The 16,699-nt window shown below is 69.9% G+C and carries 12 protein-coding genes; 6 read left to right on the plus strand and 6 right to left on the minus strand.

Annotated elements, in window-relative coordinates; genetic code table 11:
- Positions 1 to 12 precede the first annotated feature (12 nt).
- The 6 genes from ACFWBT_RS12195 to ACFWBT_RS12220 all read right to left on the minus strand — a co-directional run bounded on the left by ACFWBT_RS12195 (position 13) and on the right by ACFWBT_RS12220 (position 8,212).
- Positions 13 to 1,026, minus strand: coding sequence for a LacI family DNA-binding transcriptional regulator (locus ACFWBT_RS12195; RefSeq protein ID WP_385698592.1), 1,014 nt, complete (start codon positions 1,024 to 1,026; stop codon positions 13 to 15).
- Entirely contained in the window at positions 1,026 to 3,281 is a 2,256-nt protein-coding gene (gene yicI, locus ACFWBT_RS12200) for an alpha-xylosidase (RefSeq protein ID WP_385698595.1), read from the minus strand. The genes ACFWBT_RS12195 and yicI overlap by 1 nt, the downstream gene beginning before the upstream one ends.
- Before the next feature lie 11 nt (positions 3,282 to 3,292).
- Positions 3,293 to 4,114, minus strand: coding sequence for a carbohydrate ABC transporter permease (locus ACFWBT_RS12205; RefSeq protein ID WP_385698598.1), 822 nt, complete (start codon positions 4,112 to 4,114; stop codon positions 3,293 to 3,295).
- On the minus strand, positions 4,111 to 5,079 hold the full coding sequence (locus tag ACFWBT_RS12210) for a carbohydrate ABC transporter permease (RefSeq protein ID WP_385698601.1): 969 nt from the start codon (positions 5,077 to 5,079) through the stop codon (positions 4,111 to 4,113). The genes ACFWBT_RS12205 and ACFWBT_RS12210 overlap by 4 nt, the downstream gene beginning before the upstream one ends.
- Positions 5,076 to 6,371 carry an extracellular solute-binding protein gene (locus ACFWBT_RS12215; RefSeq protein WP_385698603.1) on the minus strand — a complete coding sequence of 432 codons (1,296 nt, stop codon included), beginning with the start codon at positions 6,369 to 6,371 and terminating at the stop codon, positions 5,076 to 5,078. Before ACFWBT_RS12215 ends, ACFWBT_RS12210 begins: the two co-directional genes overlap by 4 nt.
- Positions 6,372 to 6,862: 491 nt before the next feature.
- Entirely contained in the window at positions 6,863 to 8,212 is a 1,350-nt protein-coding gene (locus tag ACFWBT_RS12220; RefSeq protein WP_385698606.1) for an MFS transporter, read from the minus strand.
- A gap of 83 nt (positions 8,213 to 8,295) precedes the next feature.
- Between ACFWBT_RS12220 and ACFWBT_RS12225 the strand changes: the two genes are divergently transcribed.
- The 6 genes from ACFWBT_RS12225 to ACFWBT_RS12250 all read left to right on the plus strand — a co-directional run bounded on the left by ACFWBT_RS12225 (position 8,296) and on the right by ACFWBT_RS12250 (position 16,569).
- Complete coding sequence (locus ACFWBT_RS12225) at positions 8,296 to 9,288, plus strand: LysR family transcriptional regulator (RefSeq protein ID WP_385698607.1); 993 nt, start codon at positions 8,296 to 8,298, stop codon at positions 9,286 to 9,288.
- A 312-nt stretch (positions 9,289 to 9,600) separates the two neighbouring features.
- Entirely contained in the window at positions 9,601 to 10,731 is a 1,131-nt protein-coding gene (locus ACFWBT_RS12230; protein ID WP_385698609.1) for a hypothetical protein, read from the plus strand.
- Positions 10,731 to 12,962: a glycosyltransferase gene (locus ACFWBT_RS12235; RefSeq protein WP_385698612.1), complete on the plus strand. Its 2,232-nt coding sequence runs from the start codon at positions 10,731 to 10,733 to the stop codon at positions 12,960 to 12,962. The genes ACFWBT_RS12230 and ACFWBT_RS12235 overlap by 1 nt, the downstream gene beginning before the upstream one ends.
- Complete coding sequence (locus tag ACFWBT_RS12240) at positions 12,959 to 14,335, plus strand: acyltransferase family protein (RefSeq protein WP_385698614.1); 1,377 nt, start codon at positions 12,959 to 12,961, stop codon at positions 14,333 to 14,335. Before ACFWBT_RS12235 ends, ACFWBT_RS12240 begins: the two co-directional genes overlap by 4 nt.
- A gap of 549 nt (positions 14,336 to 14,884) precedes the next feature.
- Positions 14,885 to 15,541, plus strand: coding sequence for a hypothetical protein (locus tag ACFWBT_RS12245; RefSeq protein ID WP_385698616.1), 657 nt, complete (start codon positions 14,885 to 14,887; stop codon positions 15,539 to 15,541).
- A complete protein-coding gene (locus tag ACFWBT_RS12250; protein ID WP_385698619.1) occupies positions 15,529 to 16,569 on the plus strand; it encodes a hypothetical protein in 1,041 nt (346 codons plus the stop codon). Before ACFWBT_RS12245 ends, ACFWBT_RS12250 begins: the two co-directional genes overlap by 13 nt.
- Positions 16,570 to 16,699: the final 130 nt, after the last annotated feature.

Below are 16,699 nucleotides of genomic sequence, written 5' to 3' on the forward strand. Positions count from 1 at the left end.
GTCCATGGCTCCTCAGGCGTTCAGCGTGCGCGGTGCCGTACTCGCGCGTTCCGTCAGCCGGGGAGTCAGCAGAGTCGCCTCCGCGACCGGCGTGCCCGCCAGTTTCCGCATCAGCAACTCGACGGACCGCGAGCCCACTTCGGCGGACGGGATGGCGATGGAGGTGACCGGGACGCGCAGGCCCTCGGCGACCTCGTCCGGGCAGATGGCGGTGACGGACAGGTCGGCCGGAACCCGCAGGCCGAGCTGCTCGAAGGCATCGATCAGCGGCTCCAGGACCGGCTCGTTGTGGACGACGACGCCGGTCAACGCGGGCTGTTCGCGCAGAAGCCGCTCGGCGATCCGGCGAGCGGCGGCGGGCGAGGCCTCGCAGGGGTGGACGGAGGAGGCGAGCCCGCCCCGGTCGGCGGCGGCCGTGAACCCCTGCACCACGCGCTGCGCGAACGCCGTCCCCCGCACATACACCTCCGGCGGCGACCCGACCAGCGCCACGGCCCGGTGCCCGAGCCCCGCGAGCCGCTCCACGCACAGCTCACCGGCCGCCTTGAAGTCCAGGTCGATGCAGGTGAGCCCGTCCGTGGCGGCCGGGAACCCGATGAGCACCGACGGCCGGTCCAGCGCGCGCAGCAACGGCAGCCGGGGGTCGTGGAGCTGGACGTCCATCACGATCAGCGCGTCCACCAGCGCGGTGTCCGCGACCCGGCGCAGCCCGTCCTCGCCCTCCTCCTGCGTGAGCAGCAGGACGTCGTGGTCGTGCCGACGGGCCGCCGTCACCACCGACACCGCGAACTGCATCACCACCGGCACATGGATGCCCGCCCGCAGCGGGATCACCAGCGCGAGGACGTTCGACCGGCTGCTGGCGAGCGCCCTGGCCCCCGCGTGCGGGCGGTAGCCCAGCCTGCGGATGCTCTCCTCGACACGCCGCCGGGTCGCCTCGGAGATCGGCCGCTTGCCGCTGAGGGCGTAGGAGACGGTGCTCGGGGAGACCCCGGCGTGCCGCGCCACATCGGTGATCTTGACCATCACTCGGACCCCAGCTCCAGGGAGAGGAAGCCCGTCCCGGCCCGGGCCCGCACCTCGCGCGCGCCCGCGGCCAGCCCCCAGGGCGCCGCGGGATCGGCGCAGGACGCGCGCAGGGTGTCCCCCTCGCGCACGACGGTGAAGGTCACCCCGCCGACCGGCACGGTCACCTTGGCGCCCCGCTCCAGGCCGTACGCGCGCAGGGTGACGCCGTCGGCGTGGTCGTAGTCGGGCCGGTCGTCCACCGCGCCCACCGGGATCACCGCGCCCGGCCGCACGAGCAGCGGCACGCTTCTGAAACCGTGCCGCTCGCGCACCCAGCGCGGCCCGGTCACCGGTGCCCCGCCGAGGTAGCGGGTCCAGGTGCCCTCGGGCACGTAGTACGAGACGTCCCCGTCGTCGCTGAAGACGGGCGCGACCAGCAGATCCGGGCCGAGCATGTACTGCCGCTCCAGATGCGCGCACCCCGGATCGTCCGGGAACTCCAGGACCATCGCCCGCATCATCGGCACGCCCTCCGCGTGGGCGGTGCGGGCGGCCTCGTACAGATACGGCATGAGGCCGAGCTTCAGCCGGGTGAACAGCCGCAGGACGTCCACGGCCTCCTCGTCGAACAGCCACGGCACCCGGTACGAGGACGAGCCGTGCAGCCGGCTGTGCGAGGACAGCAGCCCGAAGGCGATCCACCGCTTGAACAGCGCGGGCGTCGGGGTCCCCTCGAAGCCGCCGATGTCATGGCTCCAGAACCCGAACCCCGACATGCCGAGGCTGAGCCCGCCGCGCAGCGACTCGGCCATCGACGCGTACGTCGCCTCGCAGTCGCCGCCCCAGTGCACCGGGAACTGCTGGCTCCCCGCGGTCGCCGAGCGGGCGAAGACGACGGCCTCGTGCTCCCCTCGGTGTTTGCGCAGCACATCGAACACGGTCTGGTTGTAGAGGTACGTGTAGTAGTTGTGCATCCGCTCCGGATCGGCTCCGTCGGCGTACGCCACATCCACCGGGACCCGCTCGCCGAAGTCCGTCTTGAAGCAGTCGACGCCCTGCGCGAGCAGCGCCTCCAGCTTCGCGGCGTACCACCGGCGGGCGTCCGGACTGGTGAAATCGACCAGCGCCATGCCCGGCTGCCACAGGTCCCACTGCCAGACGCTTCCGTCGGGCCGCCTGAGCAGATGCCCGAGGGCCCGCCCCTCCGCGAACAGCGGTGAGCGCTGCGCGATGTACGGGTTGATCCAGACGCAGATCCGCAGCCCCTTGTCCTTCAGCCGCGCCAGCATCCCCTCCGGATCGGGGAACACCCGCGGATCCCACCGGAAGTCGCACCAGTTGAACTCGCGCATCCAGAAACAGTCGAAGTGAAAGACGGACAGCGGGAGTTCGCGCTCCCGCATGCCGTCGATGAAGGAGGTGACGGTGTCCTCGTCGTAGGAGGTGGTGAAGGACGTCGACAGCCACAGCCCGAAGGACCACGGGGGCGGCAGGGCCGGACGCCCGGTGAGTGCCGTGTACGTGCGCAGGATGTCCTTCGGGGTCGGGCCGTGGATGACGTAGTACGTCAACTGCTGGGCCTCGGCGCTGAACTGGACCCGGGAGACCGCCTCCGAACCCACCTCGAAGGAGACCCGCCCCGGGTGGTCGACGAACACGCCGTAGCCCGCGTCCGTCAGATAGAACGGCACGTTCTTGTAGGCCTGTTCGGTGGCCGTACCGCCGTCCGCGTTCCACATGTCCACGACCTGGCCGTTCTTGACGAGCGGACCGAACCGCTCACCGAGGCCGAAGACCTGCGTGCCGACACCGAGGTTCAGCTGCTCGCGCAGATAGTGGGCGCCGCTCGCCTCCCGCATGATGCCCATGCCCTTGGGGCCGCTGCTGGTGAGCGTGCGGCCGTGCGCGAGGAAGTCGATGTGCCAGGGGGTGGTGCGAGAGACCCGGACGGACAGGGCGCCCGCGGTGAGGGTGGCGAAGTTGTCGTCGTACTCCGCGAGCGGCGCGAACCCGGTCCCGCGCACCTCGAACCGGGGCCCGCGCGGCTCCTCGCCCTGGAAGTGGGTGAACGTCACGCCGATGACGTCGGGCATCGGCGCATGGGCACTGATCGTCACGACCGGTCCCTTCAACAGGTCGCCGCGGTGCCGGATGGGCTGCGTCGGCGCGTGGATCTCCAGACCGCCGGGGCCCGAGGTCACGTCGAGGACCTCGACCGGGTGGGCCGCGGTGACGCCCTCGCGCAGCAGCCAGTAGCCGTCCGTGAACTTCACTCTCGTACCCCTTACTTGACTGTGCCGACGGCGATGCCGCGGGTCAGGGTCCGCTGGAAGAGCAGGAAGAAGACGATGGCGGGCAGGACACCCAGCAGGGCGGCCGCGTTCGTCATCGTGGCGTCCATCAGACGCTGGCCCTGGAGGACACCGAGGGCCACCGACACCGTCTGGTTGTCGTTGGAGATCAGCATGACCAGCGGCAGCAGGAACTCGTTCCACGTCCAGATGAAGAAGAAGACGAGGAGCACGCCGATCGTGGGGCGGCTGACCGGGACCACGATCCGCCACAGCACCTGCCACCGGTTCGCCCCGTCGATCCGCGCGGCCTCGATGATCTCGCGCGGGAACCGCCCGAGGACGGAGGAGAGGAGATAGGTGCCGAAGGCCGCCTGGATCACGGTGAACACGATGATCACGCTGAGCCTGGTGTCGTAGAGGCCGGCCTGCTTGCTCAGGTAGTAGACCGGGTAGACCAGCGCCTCCTGCGGCAGCGTGTTGGCGAGGACGAAGAAGGCGAGCACCCAGGTGCGGCCCCTGATCCGGCCGATGCCGATGGCGTACGCGTTCAGGACCGACAGCACGGCGGCCCCGACCGCCACCGACCCGGAGATCAGGACCGAGTTGAGGAGCTTCTGCCCGAAGTCCACGCGCTGCCAGAAGTCCTTGAGACCGTCGAGGTAGAGGCCGTGCGGGAGGCTGAGGGGTCCGTGCTCGGAATATTCGGCGGGCGACTTGACCGCGTTGACCGCGACGACGGCGAAGGGCAGCACCATGAACAGCGCGCCGATCACGAGAGCCACCAGAACCGGGTAGCGGCGGAGGGCTGTCATACGCGGACCCCTTCCTCGGCGTCCTCGGCACGCGTCTGGAACGTCAGCCCGATCAGTGCCAGGGCCAGGATGATCACGGTGAGGACGGTGGAGATCGCGGCGCCGTAGCCGACCTGCGTCTTCTCGAAGAAGGTCGTGAAGGAGAAGTACGACGGCACGTCGGTGGCGCCGCCCGGACCGCCCTTCGTCAGGACGTACACCGCCCCGAACACCTTCAGCGCGGCGATCGTGCACCACAGGAGGACGACCGAGATCTCCGGGCGGATCTGCGGCAGCGTGATGTGCCAGAACCGCCGCCACCAGCCCGCGCCGTCCAGCTCGGCGGCCTCGTGCAGCTGCGGGTCCACGCGTTGCAGCCCCGCCATGAAGACGACGAGCGGGAACCCGATCTGCACCCACACCATCACGCCCATGACGCTGTAGAGCGCGAGGTCGGGGTCGCCCAGCCAGTCCTGCTGCCAGGATCCGAGGCCGACGGCCTGGAGCAGTTCGTTGAGCGATCCGTTGTCGGGCGCGAGGATCCAGCTCCAGACGATGCCGGCGACGGCGATCGGCAGGACCTGGGGGAGGTAGAAGCAGGCGCGGAGCACGGCCGCCGTCCGCGTCCCGAAGTGCTCGGCGACGAAGTCGAACAGGGCGGCGGCGAGGACGAGTCCGAGGACGGTCGGTACGACGGCCATGGCGACGACCATGAACAGGCTGTGCCGGAAGGACGCCCAGAACTCGGAATCATCCATCAGCTCGCGGTAGTTGGCCAGACCCGACCAGTGGGGACTGCCGACCCCCTGCCAGTCGGTGAAGCTCACACCGGTGTTCATCAGGAAGGGGACGACGACGACCACGAGGAACGCGATGAACCCGGGGAGCAGGAACAGGGCGTAGGAGGTGCGGGGACGGCGCGGGCGGGTCGCGTCGCCGTGCTGCCCGCGCACGACCCGGCCGCCCCGCCCGACGGTGACCGTCATGTCTTCGGTACGCCCTTGTCGTACGCCTTCTGCAACGCGGACAGGTAGGCGTCCGGGGACTCGCTCCCGGTGATCAGTTTCTGTGTCTCCGAGACGAGGACGTCGTAGAAGCCGGCGACGGGCCAGTCGGGATAGAAGGCGAGACCGTCCTTCCCGGACAGCGTGTTGAAGTCCGCGATCAGGGTCTTGGCCCGGGGGTCCGTGATGGCCGCGGGGTCGGCCGCCACCGGGACGCCGCCCTGGTTGCCCAGCAGGTTCTGGATCTTCTTCGACAGGGTGATGTCGATGAAGTCGTAGGCGAGGTCCTTGTTCTTCGCGCCCTTGGGGACGACCCAGAGGTTGCCGCCGGAGCCGAGGGTCAGATTGCTCCCGGGCCACAGGAAGGTGCCCCAGTCGAACGTGTTCTCCGTCTTGAAGCGGCCGTACCACCAGCTGCCGGAGAACAGGATCGGGCTCTTGCCCTGGATGAAGGAGACGCCCGCGTCCTCGGCCTTGAGCCCGCTGGACTTCTTGCCGATGTAGCCCTTCTTCACCCAGTCGGCGAACGTGGTCGCGGCGTACGTCCAGGCCGTGTCGTGGAAGTCGGTCCTGCCCTCGTAGAGTTCGTAGCTGTCGACCCAGGACCGGTCGGCCTTGGACAGGGCCAGCTGGTAGAGGTACTGCTGGGCCATGTACTCCGCGCCCGCGTTGGCGAGCGGGGTGATGCCCTTCGCGACGAACGTGTCCATGGCGGCCGTGAGTTCGGCCGGCGTACCGGGCTCCGCGATGCCGTACTTCTTGAAGAGGTCCTTGTTGTAGAAGACCATCGTGTACTCGGCGTAGTCGGGCACGCCGTACCACTTGCCGGAGCCCATCACGCCGTTGGTGTCGTACCGGCTGATGGTCCGCACTCCGCCGCTGATCCTCTTGTCCCAGCCGCGCCCGGTCACCTGGGCGGTGAGATCGGTGAGGAGCCCCTGTTTGGACAGGAGTCCCGCGGTCGCGTTGCCCTTGTTGTACTCCATGAGGTCGGGGGCGTCGTTCGAGTTGAGGACCATGGGCGCCGTCTTCTGGATCTGCTCGAAGCCCTTCTCCTCGAACTTCACCCGCACGCCCGGGTGTTGCGCCTCGAATTCCTTGATGGCCGCCTTCCAGGCCACCCCCATCGCGCTGTCCGGCCCTTCGTAGTGCCACAGCTTCAGCGTCTTGCCGTCCGACGAGCCGCCGTCGGAGCCGCCGCAGGACGTCGCCAGCAGGGCGCCCGCCAAGGCCACCGCCACCGTCGCCGCCACACGCCTTCGTGTCGTCAACATCCATTGCCTCCAGGGGAGTTGGATGGGTATCGGGCCGCCGCGCAGCGTTCGTCGAATCGTTTCGATGCATGACGTCGAAGCGCTTCGACGGGGGAAGGTATGTGGGGGCCGTGGGGGCGTCAATGGGGTGCGCCGGAATTGGGGCAGGGGTTCGACGGGTCGGACGGCGGGAGTCCGAAAGGCAGCACAGGTCGGACAGCGGTGGGACCGAAGCCAGGGCAACGGTGGTCCGAAGCCAGGGCAACGGGATATCCACCGGGCCGGGCGGCGGGGTGTCCGCCGGGCCCGGACAGCGGTGCGGCGGGATGTCCGCCGGGCTGGAGGGCGGGATGTCCGCCGGGCGGGGCGGTGCGGTGTCCCGCCGGGGCTGTCGGCGGGGTGGCGGGGTGGCCGACGGGCGGGTGGCGCGGTGGCTGCCTGTCGAGGTGGCCGTCGGGCGGGTCGCGCGGTGGCTGCCCGTCGGGGTGGCCGTCGGGCTTGTGGTTCCGGGGTTACGTGCCGCTCCTCGTCCCCTGCGCGGCGGGGGTGGTGACGGGGGCCTCCCCGGCCCGTTCCGTCCTCACGCCCGGCACGGCGGGGGCCCGGCGTCGCGCCGCGCGCACCACACGTGTTCCCGTGTGTGTCCCCGCCCGGGTCCTCCCGTCCGTCCTCGCGCCCAGTGCGGCGATCACGAACGCGACCGCCGCCGCCGTGACCGGCACGGTGTATCCCGCGGCCGGTGAGACGTGCTCGACCATCCACCCGCCGGCCGCCGAGCCCCCGGCTATCCCGCCCAGCAGCCCGGTCACCGCGAGGGTCATGCCCTCGTTCAGCCGGCCCTCGGGCGTGCGCCGCTGGACCAGCGTCATCCCGGTGACCATCGTCGGGGCGGTCGCCATGCCCGCCACGAGCAGCGCCCCCGCGAGAACCGCGAGCGAGCCGGTGAGCCGGACGGCGAGCAGGGGCAGCGTCAGCAGGACCGCCATCACCCCGACGCACAGCACGTACCGCCGCACGGGGCGCGCGGAGTCGGAGGAGGCGGCGCTCCCCGCGACGGCTCCGTAGAGCAGACCCGCCCCGCACGACCCGGCCGCCTGGAGGGCGAGGACCGCGCCCGCGACGGACCTGTGCCCCCGCTCGTCCGCGAACGCGATGGTCACCACCTCCATCGCGCCGAAGACCGCGCCGGTGGCGAGGAAGGAGAGGAGCAGCGGGGGCATTCCGGGCGCGAGCACGGGCGAGGCGGACGTCGTACGCGGCTGGGGCGGCGGCTCCGTCGAACGCTGCGCGGTGAAGAGCAGGACGCCCGTCATCAGCAGGGCGGACCCCACCAGCATGCCCGCCTCGGGGGAGAGCGTCCCGCACAGCAGGGCCGCGAGCACCGGGCCGAGCATGAAGCACAGCTCGTCCGCGGCCTGCTCGAAGGAGTTCGCGGTGTGCAGCGCCGCCGCGTCGCCCTTGAGGAGGTGGGCCCAGCGCGCGCGGGACATCCCGCCCGTGTTGGGGGTCGTGGCGGTGGCGGCGTACGCGGCGAAGAGGGTCCAGTCGGGCGCCCCGAGACGCACGCACACCACCAGTCCGATCCCGCCCAGCAGCGCGAAGGCCGTGGCGGGCACGGCCACCCGGGCCTGGCCGTGCCGGTCGATGAGCCGCGCGGTCCAGGGAGCGACCACCGCCGTCGCCGCCAGACCGGTCGCCGTGACGGCTCCGGCGAGGGCGTACGAGCCCCGCGAAGTCGCGATCATGATGACCGCGCTCACGCTGAACATGCCCATGGGCAGCCGCGCGACGAGATTGCCGAGGGTGAAGGCACGGGTGCCGGGCAGCGCGAAGAGACGGCGGTACGGGGTGAGCGGCGACATGGGTGAACCGTCACCCGGCACCGCGGGAGCGGTCCAACACTTACTCCGTCGCGATTGACGCACCTGGGTTGTAGGTTCGCGTGATGCCTGGCCAACGCCCCCTCCCCGGTCATCTGGACCCCCGTCTCCTGCGCGCGTTCCTCGCCGTCACCGAGGAGCTGCACTTCACGCGCGCCGCCGCCCGGCTGTACGTCGCCCAGCAGTCCCTGAGCCGCGACATCCGCCGGCTGGAGCGGGAGCTCGGCGCGGAACTGTTCGTGCGGACGACCCGGCAGGTGACGCCGACGGTGGAGGCCGAGCGGCTGCTGCCGTACGCGCGCCGCTTGCTGGAGGCGCACGACGCGCTGCTGGACGCCTTCGCGGGGCGAGGCGGCGAGGAGCGGCCGCTGCTCGTCGATGTCAATACGCCCGGCCTGGTCTCCAGCCGCGTCCTCGACCGGGCCCGCGAGCTCGCCCCCGGCAGTGAACTGATGGCCCGCTACGAGACGGGGCTCACCGGCGCCGCGGCGGAGCTGCTCGCCGGACGCCTGGACGCGTCGTTCGGCCGGTTCGCGGGACTCGACCCGGCCGTACGGGCCCGGCTGGAACAGCGGATCGTGCGCTACGAGCCGATGGCCGTCGTCCTGCCCGAGGACCACCACCTCGCCGCCCTGGACGTGGTGCCGCTGGCCGCGCTCGCGGGCGAGACGGTGTACGCCGGAGCGGGAAACCCCCGGACGCTGGAGTGGACCGAACTGGCGCGTCACCTGTTCGAGGGAAGAGGGATCACCCTCGCTTCACCCGCGCCGGTGGCGCTCGGAGCCGAGGAATTCCAGCGGATCATGGCGAAGAAGCGGACGCCCGTCCTCGCCGTAGTGGAGTTTCCGGCCATGCCCGGAACAGTGACGAAGCCGCTCGTCGACCCCGTTCCCCTGTCACCCGTGTCACTGGTGTGGCGAAAGGGACTTGTGCACCCGGGGATCGATGCGCTCGGGCGAGCAGCCGTCGAACTCGCGACCGAGGAAGAGTGGCTTCTCAGCCCGGAGGAAGGGTGGATTCCGGCCACCGATGCACTCGTTTTGATGAGCTGTACATGAGACGTAACCACACGAGTCCCACCCATGCGCTACATTCTTCGTCCGGGCACAGTGTGATATTGGGGGCGCTCGGGCCGGGTGGGGGCTCGGTCCGGACGACATGGTGAGTTTTGCCCGGAGTCGTCGCGCACCCGTGAACTGTCCCGTGGGGGGAAGCACGTGCGCGTTGAAAACTGGCGGAAAGACGCCCAACCGGCTCGACATGATGTCGCTCCGCCGGACGGGCGGCTGAACGATCCGTCACCTGGGCTGGAAGCCAAGGAGTCGATCGCCTGGCCGAGGGCCGGCGGTGAAACGGCTTCGTGGCCGAATATGGGAGTTGGCATCAGTCCTGAGCGTGGGGAACGCGCCGAGCGAGCAACCGGCGGACGTTCCGAGCGAACCCCGGAGCCGGAGACCGAGCTGCTCGCCGGTCTCGTGACGGACGACGAGGCGTTCTCCGGCCGTGCGTCCGAGGCGGGATCGCCCTCCGGCCACGCGCCCGGGGCGTGGTTCACCTCCGCCGGCCCGGCGGACGCCGGGCCCTCCCTCGCCGCCCGTACGGCGGGGACGCGGCCCTTCTTCGACGACGGCCCGGAGACCGAGCTGCTCTCCGGACCCGTGCCGGACCTCGACGGTCCCCTGCCTTCTTCCTGGGAGCGCCCCGAGGACCCGGAGCACACCCACGACCCGCACGAGGTCACGGTCCAGCTCGACGGCGCGGGCCGCCGGCTCGACGACTGGCTGGTCCAGCAGGCCAAGGGCGCCCCGACGACCCAGGAGGCCTCGGACGGCCCCGTCTTCGTCGACGAGTCCGGCCGCCGCAGCCGCCGCTTCCGCCGCCTCGGCATGCTCGTCGCCGTGGCCTGCGCGGTCTACGCCGTCGTGATCGTCGCCACGCTCCTGTCCGGCAACTCCAACGCGCCCTGGCTCCCGGTCCCGGGCCAGGAGAAGGACCAGCCCGCCGGCCAGGTCGACACCTCGCCGCTGCCCTCTCAGTCGGTGGACCCGTCCGGCACCGGCAACGCCACCGCGCCCGGCGCGGTGGCGACGGCCAGTGACGGCACGACGCCCTCGCCCGGGTCGACCCCCGCGCCCGGAGCCTCGGACAGGGCCGCCTCCCCGGGCGCGTCCAGCGACCCCGAGCCGACCACGTCGACGACGAAGAAGCCGAAGCCCGGCGCCACCACCAAGGACCCCGGCCCGGACCCCGACCCCAGCAACCCGGTGGTCGACCCGCCCACGGGCACCGCCACCGCCACCACCCCCGGCGCCACGGTCGATCCCACGGAGACCGCGGGCACCGGCGGTTCCGCCGGAGCCGGGACAGGCGCCGACACGGTGGCCCACTCCGTCGTGGTGGCGCCCGTCGCCCAGATCCGCGCGGAGTCCGCGCAGTCGGGTGTCCTCAGCTCCCCGTACTCCCTCTCCCTCTCCCTCCTGTCCCCGGAGAACCTCCTCTGATGTCCCGCACCAGCCGTCACGGTCCTGCGCCCAGCGCGCCGGGCCGTGGCTCCCGCGCCACCCCGAAGCAGGACCGCAACGCCCGGCGCCGACGTCTGCCCATGCGCTTCCTGCTGCCCACGCTCATCCTGGTCGCGCTGATGGCGATGCTGATGCTGCGCGGCTACGTGCACAGCGAGATCCTCGCCGACCACCGCATCCAGCCCGAGGCGGCCACCGACAAGGTGCCGGAGAAGATCCTCGACGGCGGCCCGGTCATCGACACCCGCAGCGGCCGTACGACCAGCCTGAGCGTCCCGGACCACCGTCTCGTCCTCACCTTCGACGACGGCCCGGACCCCACCTGGACCCCCAAGGTCCTGGACGTCCTCAAGGCGCACCACGCCCACGCGGTCTTCTTCGTCACCGGCACCATGGCCTCGCGCTACCCGGAACTCGTCGAGCGCATGGTGAAGGAGGGCCACGAGGTCGGCCTGCACACCTTCAACCACCCCGACCTGTCGTACCAGTCCAAGAAGCGCATCGACTGGGAGCTGTCGCAGAACCAGCTGGCGCTGGAGGGCGCGGCGGGCATCCGTACGTCCCTCTTCCGCCCCCCGTACTCCTCCTTCGCCGACGCCATGGACGACAAGTCCTGGCCGGTGACGCAGTACATCGGCACCCGCGGCTACATCACCGTCGTCAACAACACCGACAGTGAGGACTGGCAGAAGCCGGGCGTCGACGAGATCATCCGCCAGGCCACGCCCAAGGGCGGCAAGGGCGCCATCGTCCTGATGCACGACTCGGGCGGCGACCGCCACCAGACCGTGCAGGCGATCGACAAGTTCGTGCCCGAGCTCCAGAAGCAGGGCTACGACTTCGAGAACCTCACCGAAGCGCTGAACGCCCCGAGCGCGCACACCCCCGTGACCGGCCTCGACCTCTGGAAGGGCAAGGCCTGGATCTTCCTGGTCCAGGCCTCGGAGAAGACCACCGACGTCCTGGTCGTCGGCATCGCGATCATCGGCGTGCTGGTCTTCACCCGCTTCGGCCTGATGCTGCTGCTCTCCGCCGCACACGCCCGCCGGGTCCGCCGCAAGGGCTTCCGCTGGGGTCCGACACCGATCACCGAACCGGTGTCCGTGCTGGTCCCGGCGTACAACGAGGCCAAGTGCATCGAGAACACGGTGCACTCCCTCATGGCCAGCGAGCATCCCATCGAGATCATCGTCATCGACGACGGATCGAGCGACGGCACCGCCCGCATCGTCGAGGACCTGCGCCTGCCGAACGTACGCGTCGTGCGCCAGCACAACGCCGGCAAGCCCGCGGCCCTCAACCGGGGTCTGGCGAACGCCAGCCACGAGATCATCGTGATGATGGACGGCGACACCGTCTTCGAACCGGAGACCGTCCGCGAACTCGTCCAGCCCTTCGCCGACCCGCAGGTCGGCGCGGTCGCGGGCAACGCCAAGGTCGGCAACCGCGACTCCCTCATCGGCGCCTGGCAGCACATCGAGTACGTGATGGGCTTCAACCTGGACCGTCGTATGTACGACATCCTGCGCTGCATGCCGACGATCCCGGGCGCGGTGGGAGCCTTCCGCCGCTCCGCCCTGGAGCGCGTCGGCGGCATGAGCGACGACACGCTCGCCGAGGACACCGACATCACGATGGCCCTCCACCGTGACGGCTGGCGCGTCGTCTACACCGAGAAGGCGCGGGCCTGGACGGAGGCGCCGGAGTCCGTCCAGCAGCTCTGGTCCCAGCGCTACCGCTGGTCGTACGGCACCATGCAGGCGATCTGGAAGCACCGCCGAGCCCTGGTCGAACGGGGTCCGTCGGGCCGCTTCGGCCGGGTCGGCCTGCCGCTGGTCTCCCTCTTCATGGTCCTGGCCCCGCTGCTCGCGCCCCTGATCGACGTCTTCCTCCTGTACGGCGTCGTCTTCGGCCCGACCCAGAAGACGATCATCGCCTGGCTCGGCGTCCTCGCCGTGCAGGCGGTCTGCGCGGCGTACGCCTTCCGCCTGGACAAAGAACGCATGACCCACCTGATCTCCCTCCCCCTGCAGCAGATCCTCTACCGGCAGTTGATGTACGTCGTCCTGCTCCAGTCCTGGATCACCGCCCTCACCGGCGGCCGGCTGCGCTGGCAGAAGCTGCGCCGCACGGGCGTGGTGGAGGCGCCGGGATCGGTCCCGCGGCAGCGGGCGTCACAGAGCGGGAACGAACGGAGGCCGGTCGGATGACCACGCACGAGTACCCGGTGGGGGCGACTCCGCCGCTGGGCACCCCGAGGGCGGCGGTCCCGCATCCTTACCCGGGAGCACCGTCGCAGCCGTGGCTGCCCTCGCAGCCGGAGACCTCGCCGGAGCCGGGCCGGAGGCCGGAGCCGGAGCCGGAGTTGTCGGGCCAGGGGCCGGAGCCGGAGCAGAAGCCGGCTCCGCGCCGCCCCGGCCGTGACCGCTATCTGGACCTGCTCCGCTCCATAGCCCTGGTCCGCGTGGTCGCGTACCACCTGTTCGGCTGGGCGTGGCTGACGGTCCTGTTCCCCTCCATGGGCGTGATGTTCGCGCTGGCTGGCTCGCTGATGGCCCGCTCGCTGAGCCGTCCGGCGTGGGGCGTGATCAGGGGACGCGTGCGGCGTCTGCTGCCCCCGCTCTGGGCCTTCAGCGCGGTGGCGCTGGCCATGATGTTCGCGGGCGGCTGGAACCCGGTGAACGACCCCGACCACGGCGGCACTTGGGGCCTGGTCGACCTGCTCAACTACATCGTCCCGGTAGGCGCCCCGCCGTTCCCCTGGAAGATCGGCTCCGAGTCGGGCCTGCTGGAGGACACCTGGGCGGTCCAGAGCGCGGGCGTGCTCTGGTACCTGCGTGCCTACCTGTGGTTCGTCGTCGCGTCCCCGCTCCTGCTGTGGGCGTTCCGCCGCGTGCCGTGGGCGACGCTGCTGGCTCCGCTCGCCCTCACGGCGGTGGTCGGCACCGGGATCGTCACCATCCCCGGCGAACTGGGCAACGCCATCACCGACTTCGCCGTCTTCGGCGGCTGCTGGGTCCTGGGCTTCGCGCACCACGAGGGGATGCTCACGAAGATCCCGCGGTACATCGCGATCTCGTGCTCGACCCTGCTGATGGCCTTCGCTCTGTGGTGGGCCTCGGGCCATCTGGGCCCCGACGGCTGGGACTTGAACGACATCCCGCTCGCCGACGCGACGTGGTCCTTCGGTTTCGTGGTGATCCTGCTCGTGTACAGCCCGTCCTGGCAGACACTGCCGGGCCGCCTCGCCAAGTGGGACAAGCTGGTGACGCTGTCCAACAACCGCGCGGTGACGATCTACCTGTGGCACAACATGCTCATCATGGCCACGGTCCCGATCCTCGACCAGCTGTACAACCTCCCCTTCATGCAGGACGACCGCGCGGTGTCGGCCCTCGACACGACGTACATGCTGTGGATGTTCGTCCTGGTGTGGCCGCTGATCGGCCTGACCATCCTGGCCCTCGGCTGGATCGAGGACATCGCGGCGAAGCGAAGCCCACGCCTCTGGCCGAACGGCTCCCGAGGCCACAAGCCCGCGGGACGCTCGACGCGGGGGCGTCGGGCTGGACGACGCGGCTGAGCATCGAGGCTGAGCATCGAGGTTCTGCCGGGGGTGATCGAACAGGTGACCGCCCCCGGCCGGATCGCGGTAACGGCTTCTGCCCGGGGGCACGGTGAGCAGGTGACGGCCCTCGGCCGGATTGCGGTGTCGGCTTCTGCCGGAGGGCGCGGTGAACAGGTGACCGGTTCGGCCGGATCGCGGTAACGGCTCCTTCCGGGACGGGGTGAGCAGGTGACCGCCTCGGCCGGGCCCTGGTGACGGTGACGTCTTCCCGTCAGGATGCGCAGGTCCCGGTCCAGGTCCCGGTCCCGGTCACAGTCCCGGTCACAGTCTCGGTTCCGAGTTCCCGTCCTGCCCGACCGGGGGGCTTTGCGGTGGCCAACTCGGTGACGCGTCCCACCCGCAGGATCACTCAATCGAAGGTTCTGGCCGACCAGTTGGTCACCCTATGAACCGCTATGACCAACTCCTGTTCCCCGCTTGGCGCCGTTCGCACTGGTGTCGTCGCACGGGCCCCCGATAGCGTGTTGTTGCCCTTCCGCACCCCACGTCGCACAGGAGTCTGCCGTGAACCGCCGTCCCCGCCTGCTTGTCACAGCCGCCGTCGGAGCGACAGCGGCGCTGCTTTTGGCCGCGTGCGGCGGCGGTGACGAGAAGCCGAAGGCCAACGACAAGATCGCCGGGGCGGACACCGGGGGTGAGACGTCGGCTTCGCCTGAGGCGAGCGCGACGCCATCCGCGGGACGACCGAAGATCGAGCTGCCGTCCGACCTGACGCTGACCTTCGAAGGGTCGAAGACTGGCGACTCCGTCAAGGACGCCGTTCTCGCCGACAACGCCGAGCGCATGCGAGCCGTCGACGCAGCGATCGCCGGAACGGATGCCAAGGGTGAGGCGCTTGGGTACTACAACACCGGCAAGGCGCTGGAAGCGGCGCTGACTTGGGTCCAGCAGTTCAAGGATGCCGGTGCCACGGTCACTGGTGAGGCGCGGTATTACGACCGCACGGTGACCCTTAAGGGCAAGACGTCGGCTTCACTCACGTTCTGTGCGGATGAGAGCAAGGGTTACAGCAAGGACAAGAAGACCAAGAAGATCAACAAGACGCCAGTGAGTAAGAACAGCTATGTCTTGTACAACACGCGCCTGGACAAGAGCTCCGAAGGTGTCTGGCAGACATCGCAGATCATCTCCGTTAGGGGGGCGGCCCAGTGTCAGCCGTAGCGAGGAACACCGTCGGTGTCACGCTGCTCGCGAGCGTGCTGGTGCTCGGAAGTAGCCCAACTGCTTGGGCGGACTTTGTCCCGGGTGGAAAGGGCACTGGTTCTGAGACGCAGGTAGACGGTGGCCAGAAGGACCAGAGGGTCTCCGCGACGGCGGGTGCTGTGGTCTTTGATCGTTCGAAGAACGGGTCGGGTGGTTCTGCGGGTCCGGTGACGTCTTCGTCGGGTACGTGGTCTCCGCCTGCGTGTTACTACGCTCCGAAGTACACGCCGGATCAGTTGCAGAAGTATTTGGAGCCGATCTGGAATGCGGAGTCGACGGGGCCTCAGTGGGACTTGGAGCAGCGCGACAAGTACGTCAATGGTGGCGAGGCGAAGGATTTCAACAAGGCCAAGGCCGGTAAGGGCTATTGGTGGGATTCGTATGTCACCGAGGGTCGTGAGGGTGACCCGGGCGCGCTGAAGTGCACGAAGGACATCTTCTGGGTGGACGCGGGTGAGGCTCCGCCTGCGGATGTTCCGGAGGCGATCACGCCGGAGATGTTGGCGCAGCTCGCGTATGCGGAGATTCGGGTGCCGTCGACGAAGGTGGACCTTGCTCCGGCGGGTACGACGAAGGTGAATCTGCCGACGTGGGCGTGGCTGGACACGGCGAAGTTCAAGCCGGTGTCGGTGACGGCTTCGGTGCCCCTGCTGAACGTGACCGCGACGACGACCGCTGAGCCCGTCTCACTCAAGATTGATCCCGGTACGGCAGACGCGGAGACGTATCCCGCGTCCGGCGTGTGTGAGATCACCGGCGATCACATCGGTGAGGCGTACGCGAAGGGCAAGGCGAAGGAGACGCCCCCTTGTGGGGTGAAGTACCTGCGTTCTTCGGGCGATGGCTCGTACCAGCTGAGGGCGACCATCACCTGGAAGATCCACTGGACGGGCACCGGCGTCCCTGAAGAGCGAGACCTGCCGGAGGGCACGTTCGGAGCCGATCAGGACGTCGTCGTGCAAGAGATCCAATCCGTCAATAGGTAGGGCCGGTTGGCAGCGGAGGTGTGGGCGGCCGTGATGACGGCCCGCCCCCTCTGGGTCGGGCATTTCACACACCCCGCGGGTCGGGGTCTCGCCGATCGGAAGATAATGTTCCGTCTCCGCGGGTGGGCGA

Source organism: Streptomyces sp. NPDC060027 (genome assembly GCF_042737005.1).
Classification (GTDB): Bacteria; Actinomycetota; Actinomycetes; order Streptomycetales; family Streptomycetaceae; genus Streptomyces.

Excerpts from the sequence above, each read along its gene's own strand:
- ACFWBT_RS12195 (WP_385698592.1), bottom strand. The coding sequence starts at position 1,026 with ATGGTCAAGATCACCGATGTGGCGCGGCACGCCGGGGTCTCCCCGAGC.
- ACFWBT_RS12205 (WP_385698598.1), bottom strand. The coding sequence starts at position 4,114 with ATGACAGCCCTCCGCCGCTACCCGGTTCTGGTGGCTCTCGTGATCGGC.
- ACFWBT_RS12210 (WP_385698601.1), bottom strand. The coding sequence starts at position 5,079 with ATGACGGTCACCGTCGGGCGGGGCGGCCGGGTCGTGCGCGGGCAGCAC.
- ACFWBT_RS12215 (WP_385698603.1), bottom strand. The coding sequence starts at position 6,371 with ATGTTGACGACACGAAGGCGTGTGGCGGCGACGGTGGCGGTGGCCTTG.
- ACFWBT_RS12220 (WP_385698606.1), bottom strand. The coding sequence starts at position 8,212 with ATGTCGCCGCTCACCCCGTACCGCCGTCTCTTCGCGCTGCCCGGCACC.
- ACFWBT_RS12225 (WP_385698607.1), top strand. The coding sequence starts at position 8,296 with ATGCCTGGCCAACGCCCCCTCCCCGGTCATCTGGACCCCCGTCTCCTG.
- ACFWBT_RS12230 (WP_385698609.1), top strand. The coding sequence starts at position 9,601 with ATGGGAGTTGGCATCAGTCCTGAGCGTGGGGAACGCGCCGAGCGAGCA.
- ACFWBT_RS12235 (WP_385698612.1), top strand. The coding sequence starts at position 10,731 with ATGTCCCGCACCAGCCGTCACGGTCCTGCGCCCAGCGCGCCGGGCCGT.
- ACFWBT_RS12240 (WP_385698614.1), top strand. The coding sequence starts at position 12,959 with ATGACCACGCACGAGTACCCGGTGGGGGCGACTCCGCCGCTGGGCACC.